At 69.0% G+C, this 17,800-nt stretch carries 17 protein-coding genes and 1 pseudogene; 8 read left to right on the top strand and 10 right to left on the bottom strand.

The window, feature by feature from the left end; genetic code table 11:
• Nucleotides 1–53: 53 nt before the first annotated feature.
• From ASD34_RS05435 to ASD34_RS05425, 3 genes are all read left to right on the top strand, one after another.
• A complete protein-coding gene (locus tag ASD34_RS05435) occupies nt 54–836 on the top strand; it encodes an SDR family oxidoreductase (protein WP_056573867.1) in 783 nt (260 codons plus the stop codon).
• A gap of 77 nt (nt 837–913) precedes the next feature.
• Nucleotides 914–1,735 (top strand): DMT family transporter, encoded by an 822-nt coding sequence (locus ASD34_RS05430; RefSeq protein WP_235509982.1) that lies wholly within the window; start codon nt 914–916, stop codon nt 1,733–1,735.
• Entirely contained in the window at nt 1,732–2,154 is a 423-nt protein-coding gene (locus tag ASD34_RS05425) for an acyl-CoA thioesterase (protein ID WP_056573861.1), read from the top strand. Before ASD34_RS05430 ends, ASD34_RS05425 begins: the two co-directional genes overlap by 4 nt.
• A 29-nt stretch (nt 2,155–2,183) precedes the next feature.
• Here ASD34_RS05425 and ASD34_RS05420 read toward each other — a convergent pair whose 3' ends face one another.
• The gene (locus ASD34_RS05420; protein WP_056573857.1) at nt 2,184–3,542 is read right to left on the bottom strand and encodes a sensor histidine kinase; all 1,359 of its coding nucleotides are present in this window, start codon (nt 3,540–3,542) and stop codon (nt 2,184–2,186) included.
• Entirely contained in the window at nt 3,539–4,213 is a 675-nt protein-coding gene (locus ASD34_RS05415) for a response regulator transcription factor (protein WP_056573854.1), read from the bottom strand. The genes ASD34_RS05420 and ASD34_RS05415 overlap by 4 nt, the downstream gene beginning before the upstream one ends.
• 136 nt (nt 4,214–4,349) lie before the next feature.
• Here ASD34_RS05415 and ASD34_RS05410 point away from each other — a divergent pair, with 136 nt between their 5' ends.
• The 3 genes from ASD34_RS05410 to ASD34_RS05400 are packed head-to-tail and all read left to right on the top strand — an operon-like array spanning nt 4,350 to nt 7,443.
• A complete protein-coding gene (locus ASD34_RS05410; RefSeq protein ID WP_056573852.1) occupies nt 4,350–5,060 on the top strand; it encodes a phosphatase PAP2 family protein in 711 nt (236 codons plus the stop codon).
• Nucleotides 5,047–5,622 carry a phosphatase PAP2 family protein gene (locus ASD34_RS05405; protein ID WP_056573849.1) on the top strand — a complete coding sequence of 192 codons (576 nt, stop codon included), beginning with the start codon at nt 5,047–5,049 and terminating at the stop codon, nt 5,620–5,622. The genes ASD34_RS05410 and ASD34_RS05405 overlap by 14 nt, the downstream gene beginning before the upstream one ends.
• Before the next feature lie 57 nt (nt 5,623–5,679).
• Nucleotides 5,680–7,443, top strand: coding sequence for a phosphoethanolamine transferase (locus ASD34_RS05400; protein ID WP_056573847.1), 1,764 nt, complete (start codon nt 5,680–5,682; stop codon nt 7,441–7,443).
• Between the two features lie 25 nt (nt 7,444–7,468).
• On the opposite strand, the gene ASD34_RS05395 is transcribed toward ASD34_RS05400, so the two are convergent.
• Genes ASD34_RS05395 through ASD34_RS05375 form a run of 5 tightly spaced genes read right to left on the bottom strand, consistent with a single transcriptional unit; the run spans nt 7,469 to nt 11,944 of the window.
• Nucleotides 7,469–8,050 (bottom strand): peroxidase-related enzyme, encoded by a 582-nt coding sequence (locus ASD34_RS05395; protein WP_056573844.1) that lies wholly within the window; start codon nt 8,048–8,050, stop codon nt 7,469–7,471.
• A gap of 55 nt (nt 8,051–8,105) precedes the next feature.
• Nucleotides 8,106–9,359, bottom strand: a complete 1,254-nt coding sequence (locus ASD34_RS05390) for a type II toxin-antitoxin system HipA family toxin (RefSeq protein WP_056574003.1) — start codon at nt 9,357–9,359, stop codon at nt 8,106–8,108.
• Entirely contained in the window at nt 9,349–9,693 is a 345-nt protein-coding gene (locus ASD34_RS05385) for a helix-turn-helix domain-containing protein (protein WP_056573841.1), read from the bottom strand. Before ASD34_RS05385 ends, ASD34_RS05390 begins: the two co-directional genes overlap by 11 nt.
• Nucleotides 9,694–9,728: 35 nt before the next feature.
• Nucleotides 9,729–10,553, bottom strand: a complete 825-nt coding sequence (gene eutC, locus ASD34_RS05380) for an ethanolamine ammonia-lyase subunit EutC (protein ID WP_056573838.1) — start codon at nt 10,551–10,553, stop codon at nt 9,729–9,731.
• Complete coding sequence (locus ASD34_RS05375; RefSeq protein WP_056573835.1) at nt 10,550–11,944, bottom strand: ethanolamine ammonia-lyase subunit EutB; 1,395 nt, start codon at nt 11,942–11,944, stop codon at nt 10,550–10,552. Before ASD34_RS05375 ends, eutC begins: the two co-directional genes overlap by 4 nt.
• A gap of 161 nt (nt 11,945–12,105) precedes the next feature.
• Between ASD34_RS05375 and ASD34_RS05370 the strand changes: the two genes are divergently transcribed.
• Complete coding sequence (locus ASD34_RS05370) at nt 12,106–12,516, top strand: FKBP-type peptidyl-prolyl cis-trans isomerase (RefSeq protein WP_056573831.1); 411 nt, start codon at nt 12,106–12,108, stop codon at nt 12,514–12,516.
• Nucleotides 12,517–12,529: 13 nt separating this feature from the next.
• Here ASD34_RS05370 and ASD34_RS05365 read toward each other — a convergent pair whose 3' ends face one another.
• Complete coding sequence (locus tag ASD34_RS05365; protein ID WP_056573827.1) at nt 12,530–14,128, bottom strand: glucan biosynthesis protein; 1,599 nt, start codon at nt 14,126–14,128, stop codon at nt 12,530–12,532.
• Nucleotides 14,129–14,360: 232 nt separating this feature from the next.
• Here ASD34_RS05365 and ASD34_RS05360 point away from each other — a divergent pair, with 232 nt between their 5' ends.
• Nucleotides 14,361–15,113, top strand: coding sequence for an alpha/beta fold hydrolase (locus tag ASD34_RS05360; RefSeq protein WP_056573824.1), 753 nt, complete (start codon nt 14,361–14,363; stop codon nt 15,111–15,113).
• Here the strand turns inward: ASD34_RS05360 and ASD34_RS05355 are convergent.
• Both ASD34_RS05355 and ASD34_RS28070 read right to left on the bottom strand, forming a co-directional pair.
• Nucleotides 15,106–16,149 (bottom strand): RNA methyltransferase, encoded by a 1,044-nt coding sequence (locus ASD34_RS05355; protein ID WP_056573821.1) that lies wholly within the window; start codon nt 16,147–16,149, stop codon nt 15,106–15,108. The genes ASD34_RS05360 and ASD34_RS05355 overlap by 8 nt on opposite strands.
• A 317-nt stretch (nt 16,150–16,466) precedes the next feature.
• Nucleotides 16,467–17,800 (bottom strand): annotated as a pseudogene (locus tag ASD34_RS28070) (hypothetical protein); the annotation flags it as partial.

Raw genomic sequence — 17,800 nt, 5'->3', positions numbered from 1 at the left:
GCCTGCAGGCGAGGCGCCCTGCGTCACCTGCGCGACTCCACAGGATTCTGCCCATGGCTTACAGCATCGATCTCTCCGGCCGCGTGGCCTTCGTCACCGGCGCCTCCAGCGGACTGGGCGCCCAGTTCGCGAAAACGCTGGCCCGTGCCGGTGCCGCCGTGGTGCTGGCCAGCCGCCGCGTCGACAAGCTCAAGGAATTGCGTGCGCGCATCGAAGGCGAAGGCGGCGACGCCCACGTGGTCGAGCTCGACGTGACCGACTTCGGCAGCATCAAGGCTGCCGTGGCGCGCGCCGAAACCGAAGTGGGGCCCATCGACGTTCTGGTCAACAACTCGGGCGTGAGCACCACGCAGCGTCTGCAGGACGTCACGCCCGACGACTACGACTACATCTTCGACACCAACGTGAAGGGTTCCTTCTTCGTGGCGCAAGAGGTCGGCAAGCGCATGCTGGCGCGCGCCCAGGGCACGGCGCCGGGCACCTACATCGGCGGACGCATCATCAACATCGCGTCGTCAGCGGCGCTCAAGGTCATGCCGCAGATCGGCGCTTATTGCATGAGCAAGGCCGCGGTGGTGCAGATGACCAGGGCCATGGCGCTCGAATGGGGCCGCTTCGGCATCAACGTGAACGCGCTGTGCCCGGGCTACATCTCGACCGAGCTCAACGAGGAACACTGGCGCACCGAGGGTGGCGCCAAGCTGGTCAGCATGCTGCCGCGCAAGCGCGTGGGCAAGCCCGAAGACCTCGACGGCCTGATCGTGCTGCTGGCCAGCGGGCAGAGCCATTTCGTGAACGGCGCCGTCATCGCGGCCGACGACGGGTTCGCGATCTGAGCCCCCGGGCCTGGATCGGCATTGCCGCCGGCCTGGGCGCGGGCGCGCTCTGGGGCCTGGTGTTCGTGGCCCCGCGCATGGTCGGCCACTTCGGCATGGTCGACATCACGGCGGCGCGTTTCGCGGTGTTCGGCGCCGTGTCGGCGCTGGCGGTGTTCGCGCGGCCCGCGGCCGTGCGCTGGCCCACCGGCCGGCAGGCGCTGGCAGCGCTCGGCCTCAGCGTGCTGGGCTTCAGCGGCTACTACCTGCTGCTGGCCTTCGGCATCGCGGCGGCGGGCACCGAGGTGCCCAGCCTCATCATCGGCACCATCCCCGTCTGGATGATGCTGCTGGGCCGACCGGCGGGCCTGCACATGCGGGCTTTGCTGCCCGGCCTGTTGCTGACGGGCGCGGGCATCGCGCTGATGATCTGGGGCGAGTGGTCGGCGCAGCATGGCGGTGGCGCGCGCTTTGGCTGGGGCATTGCGCTGGCGCTGTGTTCGATGGTGAGCTGGACGGTCTACGGCCTGCTCAACGCCGCCTGGCTGCAACGGCACCGCGAGGTGCACGCCGCCGATTGGGCCAACTGGCTCGGCATTGCCACAGGCCTTGGCGCCTTGCTGCTGTGGGCGGTGGCGGGCAGCGACGTCGCCACGCTGCAGTCGCAGCCCGACGGCATGCTGTTCATCTGGATCGCGTTGGCGAGCGGTTTCGGCTCGTCGTGGCTCGCAACCATCCTCTGGAACGTCGCCAGCCAGCGGCTGTCGGCCAGCCTGTGCGGCCAACTGATCGTGAGCGAGACGCTGTTCGCCTTGCTCTATTCCTTCCTCTGGGACGGCCGCTGGCCGCAGGCCACCGAATGGCTGGCGGCGATGCTGTTCGTCCTGGGCATCCTCGCATCCATCAAGGCCCACCGATGAGAATTGAAATCCCCGAAAAGAAGAAGCTCGTGTATGAAATGTCGATCCCCATCCGCTGGGGCGACATGGACGCCATGGGCCACCTGAACAACGGCACCTACTTTCGCTACCTGGAAACTGCGCGCATCGACTGGATCCGTTCGCTCGGCGTCGAGCCCACGCCGGGCGGCGAGGGCATGGTCATCGTCAACGCCTTCTGCAACTTCTACCGGCAGATCGAGTACCCGGGCAACGTGCGGATCAGGATGTACGTGAGCGACCCGGGCCGCACCACCTTCGAAAGCTGGGCCACGATGGTCCGTGAAGACGCGCCCGACGTGGTCTGCGCGGCCGGCGGCGCCACCACCATCTGGGTCGACTTCCCGAAGCAGAAGGCGCTGGCGTTGCCCGACTGGCTGCGTGAGATCGTCAGCGACTGAAGGCGCGCTGGCGCGTCGGCGCAAAAGGCTCAGGCCGGCTGCAGCACGATGCGCGCCTCGAAGCCGCGCGCCATGCCAGGCGGCGGCGAGGCCAGTTCCAGCGTCGCGTTGTGCTTCTCGACGATCGTGCCCACGATCGACATGCCCAGGCCATAGCCCGCGCGGTCCGAGCCGTGGCGCACATGGCGCTGGTGCAGCGACTGAAGCTGTTCGGCGCTGACGCCGGGGCCGACATCGCGCACCACGAGCACACACGGCGCCGCGACTTCGACCGTCACGCGGCCGTCGCCGCTGTAGCGCAGCGCGTTCTCGACGAGGTTGCGCAGCGCGATCGCCAGAGCGTCGACGTCGCCGAAGGCCACGGGCGCCGCGCTGTCGGGCACCTTGAGCTTCAGGCGTTCGTTGGTCTGCGGGTCTTGCCAGAACTCCTGCGCCACCGTGCCCGCCAGCTGCACCAGGTCGACCCGCGCCCGCGTGAGCGACGCACCCGATTCGGCGCGCGACAGCTGCAGCAGCTTTTCAGCGCGGTGGCTCAGCATCTGCAGCGCCTGCAGCGCGCCTTCGACGTCGGTGCGTTTCAGGTCGTGGTCGAGCGCGGTCTGCAGCCGCAGGCGCGCGGCGGCCAGCGGCGTGCGCAGCTCGTGCGCGGCGTTGGCGGCCAATGCGCGTTCCACGTCGAGCGACTGCGACAGCCGCTCCAGCAGCCGGTTGACATGGTCGCCCACGGCGCGCAGCTCCTGCGGCAGGCCGGGCAGGGTGATCGGGCGCAGGTCGGTGCCGCTGCGCTTTTCGATCTCGGCGGCGAGTTGCTGCAGCACGCGCAGCTCGGTGCGCGCCACGCGGCGCAGCACCAGCGCCAGCAGCGGCAGCACCGCGCCCAGCGGGATGATCAGGCCGAACAATGTGCGGTTCAGCGCGTGGCGGCGCTCGTCGAGCGGATCGGCCACCTGGAAGTACAGGCCCAGCGTCGGGTGGCGCACGGTGTAGATGCGCCAGGTCTGGTTGTTGGCGAAGCCGGCGGCCAGCGGCACGTCGAAGGCGTCGTCGGGCGCTTCGGCCGAGCGCAGCAGCACATGTTCGTGGACATCGACCACCTGGTACATCACGGCGTCTTCGGAGAACAGCTGCTTGGGCGCGATCAGCGGTGCGTCCTGCGTGCTGCTCTCGCGATGCCGCTTCAGCTTGTCGAGCTCTTGCACCGCCATGTCGAACATGCGGTGCGACACCTCCACCAGCTCGTTGTCGAAGTTGTGGTTGATCTCGCGGTCCACGTACCAGACCACGGCGAACACGCACACGAGCCAGACACCGCCGACCCACAGGATCAGCGTGCGCGTGAGGCGCCCCGCGAGAGAGTCGCGGCGGTCGCCAAGGAGGGCGCCGCTCATTCCTCGTCGTCCGCCGAGAACGACAGCCGGTAGCCCAGGCCGCGCAGCGTCTGGATGTGGCTGCGCCCGAGCTTGCGGCGCAGCCGGCTGATGAACACCTCGAGCGTGTTGCTGTCGGCCTCGTCGCCGAAGCCGTAGAGCGCGTCGGCCAGGTTGTCGCGCGTGTGGATGCGTTCGGGCCGCGTCGCCATCACGCGCAGCAGCGCCCATTCCTTCTGCGTGAGCACGACAGGTATGCCGTCCTTGCGCACGCGGTCGTGCGCCAGGTCGATCTCCAGCGTGCCCAGCTGCAGCACCGGCGACGTATTGGCGCTGCGCCGGCGCTCCACGGCGCGCAGCCGCGCGAGCAGCTCGGCCGGGTCGTAGGGCTTGATGAGGTAGTCGTCGGCGCCGGCGTCGAGGCCGCGGATGCGGTCGGTGACCTGGTCGCGCGCCGTGAGCACGATGACGATGGGCGGCTCGCGCAGCGCGCGCACCTGCGGCAGCAAAGAGAGGCCGTCGCCGTCGCCCAGGTGCAGGTCGAGCAGCACCGCCGCGTACTGAACTGAAAGGAGGGCGCCGCGCGCCTCGGCCAGGCTGGGGGCCACGTCGACGACGAACGCCTTGGCGACCAGGTAGCTGCAGACCGCGTCTGCCAAGGAACTGTCATCTTCGACCAGCAAGATCCGCACGCGGTGCCCTTACAAAAACTCGAAGTCTAGCGTCGCCCCCTGGCCGTTGCGTCAGGAATCGTTCAGGTTGCTTCAGACGGGGTTCATCCTGCGTGCGTAGGCTCACGCCCAGTCTGTTCCGAGGCCTGCTTTCTTCATGACCCGCCGTTCCCCGAACCTCCGTCCCGGAATCCTGACCTTGCTTGCTCTGGCCTTGTTGATGATCTGGGATGCACTCGGCGGCGATCTGCCGCTGGCCCGCCTGGCCGGCACGCCGATGGGCTTTCCGTGGCGCGACAACCCCTTCCTGGTCCACGTGATGCACGAGGGCGCGAAAAACCTCAGCTGGCTGCTGATGATCGGCCTGTTTGCCGCCATCCGCTGGCCCGTGGGCATGCTGCGGCGCCTGGGCACGGGTGCCCGCGTGCAGCTCGCCCTGACCGTGCTGGCCTCGGTGCTGGCCGTGAGCCTGATCAAGCATGCGAGCGACACCAGCTGCCCGTGGGACCTGAAGGAGTTCGGCGGCGTGGCGCGCTACGTGTCGCATTGGGCCTGGGGCCAGGGCGACGGCGGGCCCGGGGGCTGCTTCCCGGCCGGCCATGCCTCGGCCGCGTTCGCCTACCTCGGCGGGTATTTCGTGCTGCGGCATGTGTCGCCGCGCGCGGCTGCCCTCTGGCTTGGCGTGGCGCTGCTCGCCGGCCTTGTGCTGGGCGTGGCGCAGCAGATGCGCGGCGCGCACTACATGAGCCACACGCTGTGGACCGCCTGGGTCTGCTGGACGGTGGGCTTCGTCATCGATCTGGCAGTGACGCGCCGCCAGAAACCTTTTCCCACCCAACGCACTGCGCCCCTGCATGCACGCCCTTGATTTCGCCCTGTTCAGCTGGATCAACGCCTCCGCCTCTGCGCCGGCGTGGAGCATCCGCTTCGCGGTCTTCGCGTCCGACGTCTTGCCGACGCTGCTGGCGCTGTCGATCGCGGCCGCGGCAGCCGTCGACCGCCGCTGGCGCCATGCCTTCTTCACGGCCCTGGTCAGCGTGCTCGTGGTGTGGCTGGTGGTGAACACCTTCCGCTCGCTGCTGCCGTTCCCGAGGCCCGCGTTCTACGGACTGGGCATCCAGTGGGTGCCGCAGGGCGTGCGGCCGGGATTTCCCAGCCTGCATGCGGCCGGCACCTTTGCCGCGGCCTTTTCGCTGTGGTGCCTGCCGTGGCGCACGCCTATGCGGCTGGCGCTGGTGGCGGCGGTGGTGGTGGCGTGGAGCCGCTTGTACCTGGGCCTGCACTTCCCGACCGACGTGACGGCCGCCGCGATCCTGGCGGCGCTGGTCTCGATCATGGTGGAGCGCGGCATCAGCCGTCCGGCCGGCCGCGCGGTGTCGCGCAGCCCGCATTTGCGGCTGCTGCGCCGGGCGCGCATCGGCCGAGCCTGAATGCGCGCTGAATGAACTGTTCAGGCTCTCTTCAGGCGCGCTGCCTACAGTGGCTGCATGTCTGTTTCGCGTCTCGAATCCGCGCTGGTAGCGCGCGCCGCCACCCGCTCTGAATCCGGTCCCGCGCCGCTGGCGGATTCAGGCGCCGCCGGCAGCCTCTGGCAACGCATCGACCGCCGGATCTCGCGGCCCCGCTCGACCCGGCAGGTGATCGTCTGGCTCAGCCTGTACCTCGGCCTCACGGCCAACTGGCCGTTGCTGAACGAACTGGCCCGCCTGGGCGGCGCGCCCAGCACCTACCTCCCGACGATCGTCGCGCTGGGATTGCTCACCTTCTGCGGCACCGTCGCGATGCTGTCGCTCACGGCCTGGTCGCGCTGGATGAAGCCGCTGTGGCTGCTCGTGGTGGTGATCGCCGCGGTGGCGCAGCACTACATGCTCCAGTACCGCGTGGTGATGGACCCGAGCATGATCGCGAACGCGTTCCAGACCGACCCCAACGAGGCGCGCGACCTGCTGAGCTGGCGCATGGTCTTCAATGTGCTCGTGGTGGTGGTGCCGGCGGCCTGGGCAATCTGGCGCGTGCGCATCGTGCCGAGGGGGCTGCTGTCGCACGCGTGGCGCAACGCGCTGCTGCTGGTGCTGGCCGCCGTCGTGGCGGTGGTCACGGGCGTGGCGATGAACCGGCAGCTGGCGCCGCTGATGCGCAACAACGTGCACCTGCGCTACATGATGAACCCCATCGCCAGCCTCTACTCGGCCGGCGCCGTGGTGCTCAAGCCGATGTTCAAGCGCAGCAGCAAGCTGATCCCGATCACCGCCGGCACCGCGCTGGGCGCGAGCTACGCGGCGCAGAAGCGGCCGCCGCTGTTCGTGGTGGTGGTGGGCGAGACCGCGCGCGCCGATCACTTCGGACTGAACGGCTATGCCCGCAACACCACGCCCGAGCTCGCCAAACGCGACGTGTTGAGCTACCGCGAGGTGCGCTCGTGCGGCACCAACACGCTGGCCTCGGTGCCCTGCATGTTCTCGCCCCTGGGCAAGGGCGGCTACGAGTCGCGCAAGGACGAGTACGAGAACCTGATGGACGTGCTGCAGGCCTCGGGCCTGGCGGTGTTCTGGCTCGACAACCAGGCCGGCTGCAAGGGCGTGTGCGCGCGCATCCCGAACGCCTCGGCCTTCGACAGCCTCGACGCCGCCACCAAGAAGGCGCTGTGCGATGGCGAGGAGTGCCTGGACAACGTGATGCTCAAGGGCCTCGACGAACGCATCGCCGCGCTGCCTGCCGAGCGCCGCGCCAAGGGCATCGTGCTCGTGATGCACCAGATGGGCAGCCACGGCCCGGCCTACTACAAGCGCTCGGCGTCCGAACTGAAGCGCTTCACGCCCGAATGCAAGACCAACGCGTTGGCCGAATGCGCGCACGCCGAGCTGATGAACGTCTACGACAACTCGATCGCCCAGACCGACCATTTCCTCGGCCAGACCATCGACTGGCTCAAGACGCAATCGAAGCAGTACGACCCGGCGCTGCTCTACGTGAGCGACCACGGCGAGTCGCTGGGCGAATACGGGCTCTTCCTGCACGGCGTGCCCTACAGCTTCGCGCCCGATGCACAAAAGCACGTGCCCCTGGTCACGTGGTTCGGCGACGGCATGAGCGAGCGCCGCAAGCTCTCGCGTTCGTGCATGGAAGCGGGGCTGGATGCGCCGCTCACCCACGACAACCTGTACCACACGGTGCTGGGCCTGATGGACGTGACCACGCCCACCTACAAGCCGGCGCTCGACGCGCTGGCCTCGTGCCGCGGCAAGGCCTGAGCCTGTTGCCGATAGCCGCGTCTGCTTACTTCTTTTCGCGCGGCAGCCGGCCCATCAGGAAGAACTCCGGGTTCGGCTGCATGCCGCTGAAGCTGGCCAGCCGGTTGCTCAGGCCGAAGAAGGCGGTGATGGCTGCGATGTCCCAGATGTCCTCGTCGTCGAAGCCATGCGCGTGCAGCGGCGCGAAGTCGCGGTCGTCGATCTCGTGCGAGCGTTCGCAGACCTTCATCGCAAAGTCGAGCATCGCGCGCTGGCGCTGCGTGATGTCCGCCTTGCGGTAGTTCACCGCCACCTGGTCGGCCACCAGCGGTTTCTTCTCGTAGATGCGCAGCAGCGCGCCGTGCGCCACCACGCAGTACAGGCATTGGTTGGCCGCGCTGGTGACCGTGACGATCATCTCGCGGTCGCCCTTGGTGAGCGAGCCTTCTTCCTTCAGCATCAGCGCGTCGTGGTACGCGAAGAACGCGCGCCACTCGGCGGGACGGCGTGCAAGGCCGAGGAACACGTTGGGCACGAAGCCGGCCTTCTCCTGCACGGCGAGGATCGCGGTGCGGATGTCGTCGGGCAGGTCCTTGAGTTCGGCGAGGGGGTAGCGGGGGGCGGACATCTGTTTGTCTCCTGGATGGAATGACAAGATCATAGGCAAGCGCCGGCCCCTGCGCCTAAGCGCGGATGCGTTCGTGCTGCTGCGCAATGAACGTTGCCACACGGCGCACCAGGTCGTGATGGCCTCCGGCAGCCTCGACACTTGCCGCAGCTTGCACGCCGACGGTTTCTTCGATGGTGCGGATGACATCGTCCGCCTGCGCAGCCGACAGGCCGAAATGGGGCGCTGCGGCGCGCGCCAATTCGAGACTCGACGCGTGTTGCCCCGGAAGGATGGCGAGTTCCTGGTAGCCGGTGTGGCCGCCCAGCTGCATGACGAGATCGAAGGCCGGGGCCAGGTGCCAGAGGCCGTCTTCGTCTTGCACGGCGCCATGGTTCTTGACGTGGTCGTCGCTGTTGCCCACCACCAGGTTGAACACCAGGCGCCGGAACAGCTCGGACAGGTCTTCCTGCGGCTGTCGCGAGATGCGCCGCAGCAGTTGTGCCAGCTCGATGTAGCTGCCCCGGCTGGATTCGTAGGGAACGTTGAGCAGTGCCGAAGCCGAGAGGTAGTGAAAGCGTCGCTCGTCGGTCACCGGACCGGACCGGTCGAAGCGCTCGACCAGCAAGGCGTGCCCCGCGGCCAGAGGCTGCAGCAGAAACGGGGGCACTGCGATGCCGCAGGCATCGGCGAGCCAAAGCGTGGCCGCTTCGATCACCTCCACGTCATGGTCGTCGCCGCGCGATGCGAACTTGGCGATGCAGCGCCGGCCCTCGTGCACGAAGGCCGCCTTGGGGCGTGCGCCGCCCAGGCTCCCGCCGCGCAGCAGCAGGTGCATGTCGGGGCCGATGTCCAGGCCGTCCTCGATCCGGCGGGAGGCCTCGGCAAGTTCCTGCAGCGACCAGAGCGTGACGGGCGGTTCGTCGGTGCGGATGGGCAGCGCTTCGGAGAACACCATCGCGCCGACGCGGTCCTCGTTGGTCAGCAGCAGCGCGTCGATGTCGGACAGCGGCCGGCCCTGGCGTATTTCGAGCACCTTGCGCCCCCAGCTGTCGGGCAGCGCGTCGCGCAGCGTGAGTGGCATCGCGCCGCCATCGCGGATGCGCTGCTCGGACAGCACGAACGCGGCGTCGCGCAGCGGCAGGGTTTCGGGGTTCAGCGGCACGGCCGCCGGGTTTTCGAGATAACGCCGGCCATAGGCGAATTCGCCGGACTCGACAACCCCGCGACGAACCACCTTCATCAGGCCTGCGGGCTGCACCGGTGCGCCCGTGCGGTGTGCGAGGCCGACATAGATGCGGCGCTCGGCGTCGAGCGGATCAGAAGTCACGTTCACCCTCCGCGATCACACCCGCAGTGCCTTGTGCGGCCGATCGACGCACGCGGCGCTTCGCCGCCAGTTCCGCGGGAGCCGGGGCCACGCTGTCGAGCGAATCGATCTGGCCCAGCAGCCACAGCGCATGGGCGAGCAGGCCGATGCTGGTGCCGGGCTTGCCCGATTCGAGGGCCCGCAGCGTGTTGGGGGAGCACATGAGCCGCTCGGCCATTTCGGCCACCGTCCATGCGCGGTGCACCCGGTGCGCGCGCAGGCGCAGGCCCAGGCCCTCAAGGGGCTTGACGGTCTGCGAGGGCAGGGCTGAGAGGCTTCGGCTGCTCTTCGGCATCAATAAAGTGACTTTTAAGCTGGTTAAAAGTCATTTTATTGCGTATTTTTGAATTCGGGAAGCCTGTCTTGTCCGGTCAGGCCTGGCGGCTTTGCTTCGGGTGGCTCCAGCACCGCCAGATCGCTCTCGTCCTTGAGCCCCACGCCGCTCAGCCCCCGGCGCAGCGATTCGCGCACCAGCCACGCGAGCTTGAAGGCGGCCTGCGCATAGGACAGCCCCTCGGGCCGCACGTTCGAGATGCAGTTGCGTTCGGCGTCGTGCCGGCCGCGCCGTGGCGCGTAGGTCAGATAGATGCCGAGGCTGTCGGGCGAGCTGAGGCCCGGGCGTTCGCCGATCAGCATGACCGACAGTGCGGCACCGACCGCTTCGCCCAGTTCGTCGGCCAGTGCCACGCGCGCCTGCGTGGCAATGAACACGGGCGACAGGCGCGTGCCGGGCGGCAGCTGCGGGCGCAGCGCGGCGAGCAGCGGCACCGCGTGGCGCGCCACCGCAAGGGAGGAAAGGCCGTCGCCGATCACGAGGCAGACGTCGCAGCCGCCCGCCGACCGGTCGTCGCGCAGGCGCGCGGCGTCTTCGGTGTCGAGCTGGCGACCGAGGTCGGGCCGGCGCAGGTAGGTGGTGCGGTCGGAGGCCTGGCTGCGCACGCGGTTCACGTCCCATTGGCCGGCGCGCAGTGAAGCGTCGAGCGTGTCGACATCGAGTGCCGCATGGATCGCGTCGCGCGCCATCGCATGCGCCCAGCCGAAGCGCAGCGTTTCGTCGGTGGGCATGCCGGCGCCCGCGCGGCCGAGGGCGAGCCGCGCGGGCGTGGCAGCGCGCCATGGTGCCCAGGGGTTGGGCGTGACGGGTGAATCGCTCATGGTGCCAGCGCGGACAACCCGCCCATGTCGCTCAGCAGCCGGTTGGCCGAGGGCGGTGCGAGGCGCCCGGTGGCGTCGGTGATCTGCATGCGTTGCAGCCAGGCCTCGAACTCGGGCGCGCGCTTCAGGCCCAGCGTCTCGCGCAGGAACAGCGCGTCGTGGAACGAGGTGCTCTGGTAGTTGAGCATCACGTCGTCGGCGCCCGGAATGCCCATGATGAAGTTGATGCCCGCGGTGCCCAGCAGCACGAGCAGCGTGTCCATGTCGTCCTGGTCGGCCTCGGCGTGGTTGGTGTAGCAGATGTCGCAACCGATCGGCAGGCCCATCAGCTTGCCGCTGAAGTGATCCTCGAGGCCGGCGCGAATGATCTGCTTGCCGTCGTACAAATACTCGGGGCCAATGAAACCGACGACCGTGTTGATGAGCAGCGGCTGGTAGCGCCGCGCGAGCGCATAGGCGCGCACCTCGCAGGTCTGCTGGTCGACGCCGAAGTTGGCGTTGGCCGAGAGCGCGCTGCCCTGGCCGGTCTCGAAGTACATGAGGTTGTTGCCGACGGTGCCGCGCGCGAGTGATTGCGCAGCGGCGTGGGCCTCGTCGAGCAGCGCGGGCGTCACGCCGAAGGACAGGTTCGCCTGCTCGGTGCCCGCGATCGACTGGAACACGAGGTCCACCGGCGCGCCGGCCTCGGCGAGCTTCAGCGTGTTCGTGACGTGCGTGAGCACGCAGCTCTGCGTGGGGATCTCGAAGCGCTGGATGACCTCGTCGAGCATGTGCAGCAGGCGCCCGAGAACGGGCAGGCTGTCGGACACGGGGTTGATGCCGATCACCGCGTCGCCCGCGCCATAGAGCAGGCCGTCGAGCGTGGAGGCGGCCACGCCGCGCAGGTCGTCGGTGGGGTGGTTGGGTTGAAGGCGCACGGCCAGGTGGCCGGGCAGGCCGATGGTGTCGCGAAAGCGCGTGACCACATGGCATTTCTTCGCGACCGCCACGAGGTCCTGGTTGCGCATGAGCTTGGACACGGCCGCGACCATCTCGGGCGTGAGGCCGGGTGCGAGCGCGCCGAGTGCTTCGGTGGTGGCCTGCTCGGACAGCAGCCAGTTGCGGAAGTCGCCGACCGTGAGGTGCGCGACCGGCGCGAAGGCCTGCGCGTCGTGCGTGTCGATGATGAGCCGCGTGATGTTGTCCTGCTCGTAGGGAATCAGCGCCTCGGTGAGGAACTGCTTGAGCGGCGTGTCGGCCAGCACGTGGCGTGCGGCCATGCGCTGCTGCGCGGTGGCCGCGCCGAGGCCCGCGAGGTAGTCGCCTGAGCGCGCAGGGCTGGCGCAGGCGAGCACCTGGCGCAGGTCGTCGAAGGCGAACACCTGGGCGGCGATGGTGGTGCGGTAGGACATCGTCTTCCGGAAGAGGCGGCGGCTGTGCGGGATGCGGACAAGACAATGGTGACAGTGCATACCGGCCAGATCAAGAGAAGGGCCACCGCCGGATACATCGACCTACAAAGGTGTCGCGGGCGCTGTCCATAATCGGGCGCTTTCAACCACCGAGGTGTTTCGTGAAGTCTTATTTTTGTGCCGCGCTCGTGTCGATCTGTGCCGTGTCCACCGCGTGGGCCCAATCCGCGCCCGTGACCACGCCCAGCGGCCTGATCTACCAGTCGCTCAAGGACGGCACCGGTGCATCGCCCGCCGCCACCGACGTGGTCAAGGTCCACTACCGCGGCACCTTCCCCGACAGCGGCAAGGAATTCGACAGCTCCTACAAGCGCGGCGAGCCCACCGAGTTCCCGCTCAATGGCGTGATCCCGTGCTGGACCGAAGGCGTGCAAAAGATGAAGCCGGGCGGCAAGGCCAAGCTGACCTGCCCGCCGTCGATCGCTTATGGCGCGCGCGGCGCAGGCGGTGTGATTCCGCCGAACGCAACGCTGAATTTCGAGGTTGAGCTGGTGTCGGTCACGAAGCGCTGAGGCTTCGTGAAATTCAACCTGGCTGGTACTGGTACAGCCAGGTCTCCGTCAACGTCTGGTCTCCGTTCTTCAGGTACAGCCGCATGTCGACCGGTTCCGTGCCTTCGGGCGTGAAGTCGAACTGGGCACGCCAGTGGCCTGGTACGCCGTTGGGGACGGCCTCGGCGAAGACGTAGGAGAACTTGCCGCGCGGCGCGGTGAGCACCAGTTGCGGTTTCACGCCGAAGGGCACCGTGGTGAGCGGCTGCCCGATGAACTCCACCATGAACTTGCGCACGCCTTGCGGGCGCGGCTGGCCCGGTTGGCCGCCGCGGCCGATGCGGGTGGCGACGCAGCGTGCGAGCGGTGACGGAAAAGGCTCCTGGTCGGTCCAGTGCAGCCGGTATTGCAGGCTGTAGCTCGAACCGGCCTTGGCATCCGCCTTGGGCACCCAGAAGGCGACGGTGTTGTCGTGGATCTCGTCGTCGGTCGGAATCTCGATGAGCTGCACCGAGCCCTCGCCCCAGTCACCCAGCGGTTCGATCCACAGGCTCGGGCGCTTCTCGTAGTTGACGCCGTCCTGGTAGTGGTCGAAGTTGCGGTCGCGCTGCAGCAGGCCGAAGCCGCGCGGCTTCGTGTCGGCGAACGCGGAGGCGCGCGTCTGCGTGGGGTTGTTGATCGGGCGCCAGATGCGTTCGCCCGCACCATTCCAGATCGCGAGGCCGTCGGAGTCATGCACTTCGGGGCGCCAGTCGATGGCGGTGGGCTTGATGGTTTCCGAGTACCAGTACATCGATGTGAGAGGCACCAGGCCCAGGCGTGTCACGTCGCGGCGCAGGAACACGCGCGCGTCGATGTCCATGATCACGGCCTTGCCGCGCTGCATGATGAACTTGAACACGCCCGTGACGCTCGGTCCTTCGAGCAGCGCGTAGACGGTCATCGAGGTGGTATTGCCCGCGGCGGGCGTCTCGAAATAGAAGCGCGTGAAGGTCGGAAACTCCTCGGGCTTGTCGGGCACCGCGACGTCCAGCGCGATGCCGCGCGCGGACAGGCCGTACTGGTAGAGCTCGCCGATGGCGCGGAAGTACGAGGCGCCGAGAAAAGCGACCCAGTCGTTCTTCTGCCAGTCGAGCTTGCCCTGGTCGCCCAGGCGGCTTTCCTGCAGGCGAAAGCCTGCGAAGCCAGCGCCTTCGGGCAGCGCGCGCGCGGGGCTGTCGGCGGGCATCGAAAAGTAGGAAGGGCTGTAGAGCACTTCGCGCGCAAAGCTGTCGCCACCGGCGGTCTCCAGCACGTGCATGCGCACCGGCGTCTGGAAGAAACGGCCGAGGTGGAAGAAGGTGACCGGAAACGCGCCGGGCCCGTCGCGGAAGAGGGCATTGGCGGGGTCGAAGCGGATCTTGCCGTGCGCGTCGTAGTCGATGCGTTCCAGCACCTGCGGCGCCAGCGGCGCGGCGGCGGTGTAGGGGCGGGCCGCGAGGCGCTTGGCCTGCGCGACGAGCGCATCGAAGGAGAAGGGCGCCGGCTGGCTCAGTTGCAGGCCGTTGGCGGCCAGCGCCTCTTCGGGCAGTCCCAGGGCGGCGAGTGCGGCGGCGGCACTGCCGGCGGCGAGGAAGGATCGGCGATCAAGCATGGGTTCTTGAGAGGGGCGAAAGCCTTTGAAGGAGAAGGGAAAAGAGGCGCGGGCGAGAGGCGCGGAAAAATGTCAAGCATGCCCCGGGCCACAGGGTACGACGCGTCAGCCATTCCGCGCAAACGGGGCCGGACAAGGCCCCGCGGTGTTGCGGCAGTGCATGCCGATCAGGCCCTTTTAGGGGCGTCGCCGGGTATTCTCGCGCCATCGAAAGTGCCTGGAGACGACGGACATGTACACGGAACAAGGCGGCGAAGGCCCGGACCTGCTGGTGCTGCTGCACGGCATGGGCGCGACGGGCGCGGTGTGGTCGCCGCTGTGCGGCGAGGCGGGTGCGCGCTGGCATGGCCGTTGGCTGGCACTCGACCTGCCCGGGCATGGCGCATCGGACCGGCAGGCCTCGTATGCCATCGGCCAGCATGCGGCCAGCGTGGCGCGTGCGGTGCTGCCGCATCTGAAGCCTGAAGGCCGGCTCGTGGTGCTCGGGCATTCGCTGGGCGGCGTGATCGGTCTTGCGCTGGCGACGGGATGGTTCGGTGTCGTGCCGCATGTGGTGTTCGCGGCGGGCATCAAGATCGCATGGAGCGATGACGAGGTCCGCCGCATGGAGACGCTGGCGACGCAGTCCGCCAAGCGTTTCGCGACCGAAGAAGAGGCGCGGGACCGCTACCTGAAGGTCTCGGGCCTGGCGGGAATCGTCGACGCGACGTCGCCCGTCGTGGCGCGCGGCGTGGCGCAAGACGTCGAGGGCTGGCGCCTCGCGATGGACCCGCACGCCAATGCCGTGGGCAAGCCGCCGCTGTCCGAACTCATCGGGTTGGCGCGCTGCCCGATCCACCTCGGCCAAGGTCGCCACGATGCACTGGTCACCCTCGCGCAGACCCGCTCCCTCGACCCCGAAGCCCGTGACCTCGGCGCGCGTGGCCACAACGTGATGGTCGAGGCGCCCGACGCAGTGTGGGACTGGGTGATGTCGCTCAGCTGAGCAGATCGTCGGCGCGGCGGATCGGTACCGTCACCCGCACCTGGGCCGCGCGTGCCCGCAGCTGGCCGCAGCCGCCGTCGACGTCCTGGCCGGCCGAATAGCGCAGCTTCGTGAGGATGCCGCGTTCGTGCAGCGTGCGGGCCATCTGCTCGCAGCGCTCGCGCGAGGGGCGGCCGAAGTCCACGCCCTCCACCGTGTTGAACGGGATCATGTTCAGCACCCCGTACTTGCCGGAGAGCAGCCGCACGATGCCTTCGATTTCTTCAGGCCCGTCGTTCACGCCTTCGAGCAGCGTCCATTGGTACTGGATCGGGTAGCCGGTCGTGCGGGCGTAGTGCTCGCCCGCGTCAATGAGGGCTTCGGGCGTCAGGTTCGGTGCGCGCGGCAGGAGCTTGCGGCGCAGCGCCGCGTCGGTCGTGTGCAGCGAGAGCGCCAGCGCGGGCCGCACGCGCGCCTGCAGCAGGCGCTCGAACACGCGCGGATCGCCGACGGTGGAGAACACCAGGTTCTTGTGGCCGATGTTGCCGACCGTGCCGAGCAACTCGATCGCCTCGATCACGTTGTCCAGGTTGTGGGCCGGCTCGCCCATGCCCATGAACACCACCTTGCGCACAGGCCGGCGCAGGCGCGCGAGCGCGACCTGCGCAATGATCTCGGCGCTTTCGACCTGCCGCAGCAGGCCGTCGCGGCCCGTCATGCAGAACTGGCAGCCGACCGCGCAACCGACCTGCGACGAGACGCACAGGCCGTCGCGCGGCAGCAGCACGCTTTCCACCGTCTGGCCGTCGGCCAGCGCGACGAGCAGCCGCTCGGACCCGTCGGCGCCCGGATGAACCGCGTGGATGCGCGCCAGCCCCGCGAGCTCGGCTTCGATGGCCGGCAACGCGTCCATCAGCGACGACGGGAAGAAGGTGGCTGGCAGGCGCCGGCCGCTGTTGCGCGGCAGTGCATGCGACCACAGCCGCAGGATGCGCTGCTCGTGGCTCGGGCCGGCCCCGGCCTCGCGGAGTCGTCGTTTCAGTTCGTGGATTCGCATGCGCGGCGTGGGGCAAAAGGGTTCAGAAGGTGTGAATGAATCCGGCGTGGCCGAGCAGCCCGCTCAGGCGCCCCCCATCAGGGCGCAAGGCACAGCCATAGCCGGGCTATGGCGAGCATTTGCAACGCAGAGGGGGCGTGTCTGGGCGGCATGAGCGGACATGACGGGTTCGTTCACACCTTCTCAAGACGCGGGGAGCGCCGATTGTGCATGGCGAGCGTGCGAAGGCGCGGCGCACCGGGGTCGGTGCGCCGCGCCTTCACGTGCGTGACAAGGAACAACGGGCAGGGGCCGTCGCGGGCCCCTGTCGTCCTGGATCAGCCCAGCAGGCCGTGCAGGATGTTCGTCACGGGCGCCAGCGGCGAGCCGCTGGTGCCATGGTCGAGCAGGCTGGTGATCGGGGCCACGACCTCGCTCACGGCATGTTCGACAGTGCTCACCACCTCCGTGACCACCGGCGCGACCGCTGCGCCTGCGCCGGCCAGGATGTCGCTTGCGGGCGCGGTGGCGCTGGAGGCGGCCTGCGTTGCTTCGGCCGCGACGGGTTCGGCGGCACCGGTCACATCGCCGAGCACCGACGACACCGGCTCCAGGATGGCCGCAGCCGGACCCGAGCCTCCCAGCAGCCCACCGAGCAGGCTGCCCACGAGGCCGTCTTCGCCGACGATGCCGCCGAGCAAACCGCCGTCGCCGCCCAGCAGGCCGTCGTCACCGAGCACGCCGCCCAGCAGGCCGCCGTCGCCACCGAGGACGCCGCCCAGCAGGCCATCGTCACCGAGCACGCCGCCCAGCAAACCGCCGTCGCCGCCGAGGACGCCACCCAGGAGACCGTCTTCACCCAGCACGCCGCCAAGCAGACCGCCGTCGCCGCCGAGGAGACCGTCTTCACCCAGCACACCGCCGAGCAAGCCACCATCGCCGCCGAGAACGCCGCCAAGCAGGCCATCGTCACCCAGCACGCCGCCGAGCAGGCCGCCGTCGCCGCCGAGGACGCCACCCAGCAGGCCGTCATCACCCAGCACGCCGCCGAGCAAACCGCCTTCGCCGCCGAGGACACCGCCCAGCAGGCCGTCGTCACCCAGCACGCCGCCGAGCAAGCCACCGTCGCCGCCGCCGAGCAGGCTGCCCAGCAGGCCCTCATCGCCTAGCAAGCCACCGAGCAGATTGCCTTCGCCGCCGAGGACGCCACCCAGCAGGCCGTCGTCACCCAGCACACCGCCCAGCAGGCCGCCACCGTCGCCGCCAAGAACGCCGTTCAACACACTGCCGACCGGGCCTTCGGCACCGAGGATGCCGTCGTCGCCCAGGACACCGCCGAGCAGGCCGTCGTCGCCGAGCACGCCACCCAGGAGGCCGTCATCGCCCAGCAAGCCACCGAGCAGCCCGTCCTCGCCGCCGAGCAGGCCGGCCAACGGGGTCGCGTTCAGCAGGGAGCCGACTGCGCCGTCAGGGCCGAGCAGGCTGTCGACAAGACCATCGCCGCCGAGCAGCCCACCGGTGAGGCCTTCGCTGCCGATCAGGCCGGCCAGTGCGCCGTCGCCGCCGAGCACGCCGCCCAGGATGCCTTCGTCGCCGAGGAGGCCGTTGACCAGGCCGTCATCGCCGAGCACGCCCCCCAGCAGGCCGCCATCGCCGCCGAGGATGCCACCCA

The sequence above is a fragment of the Variovorax sp. Root473 genome, assembly GCF_001426505.1.
Taxonomy (GTDB): Bacteria; Pseudomonadota; Gammaproteobacteria; order Burkholderiales; family Burkholderiaceae_C; genus Variovorax.
The sequence above is the reverse complement of the archived record's forward strand: the minus strand, read 5'-3'. Positions and strand labels throughout refer to the sequence as shown.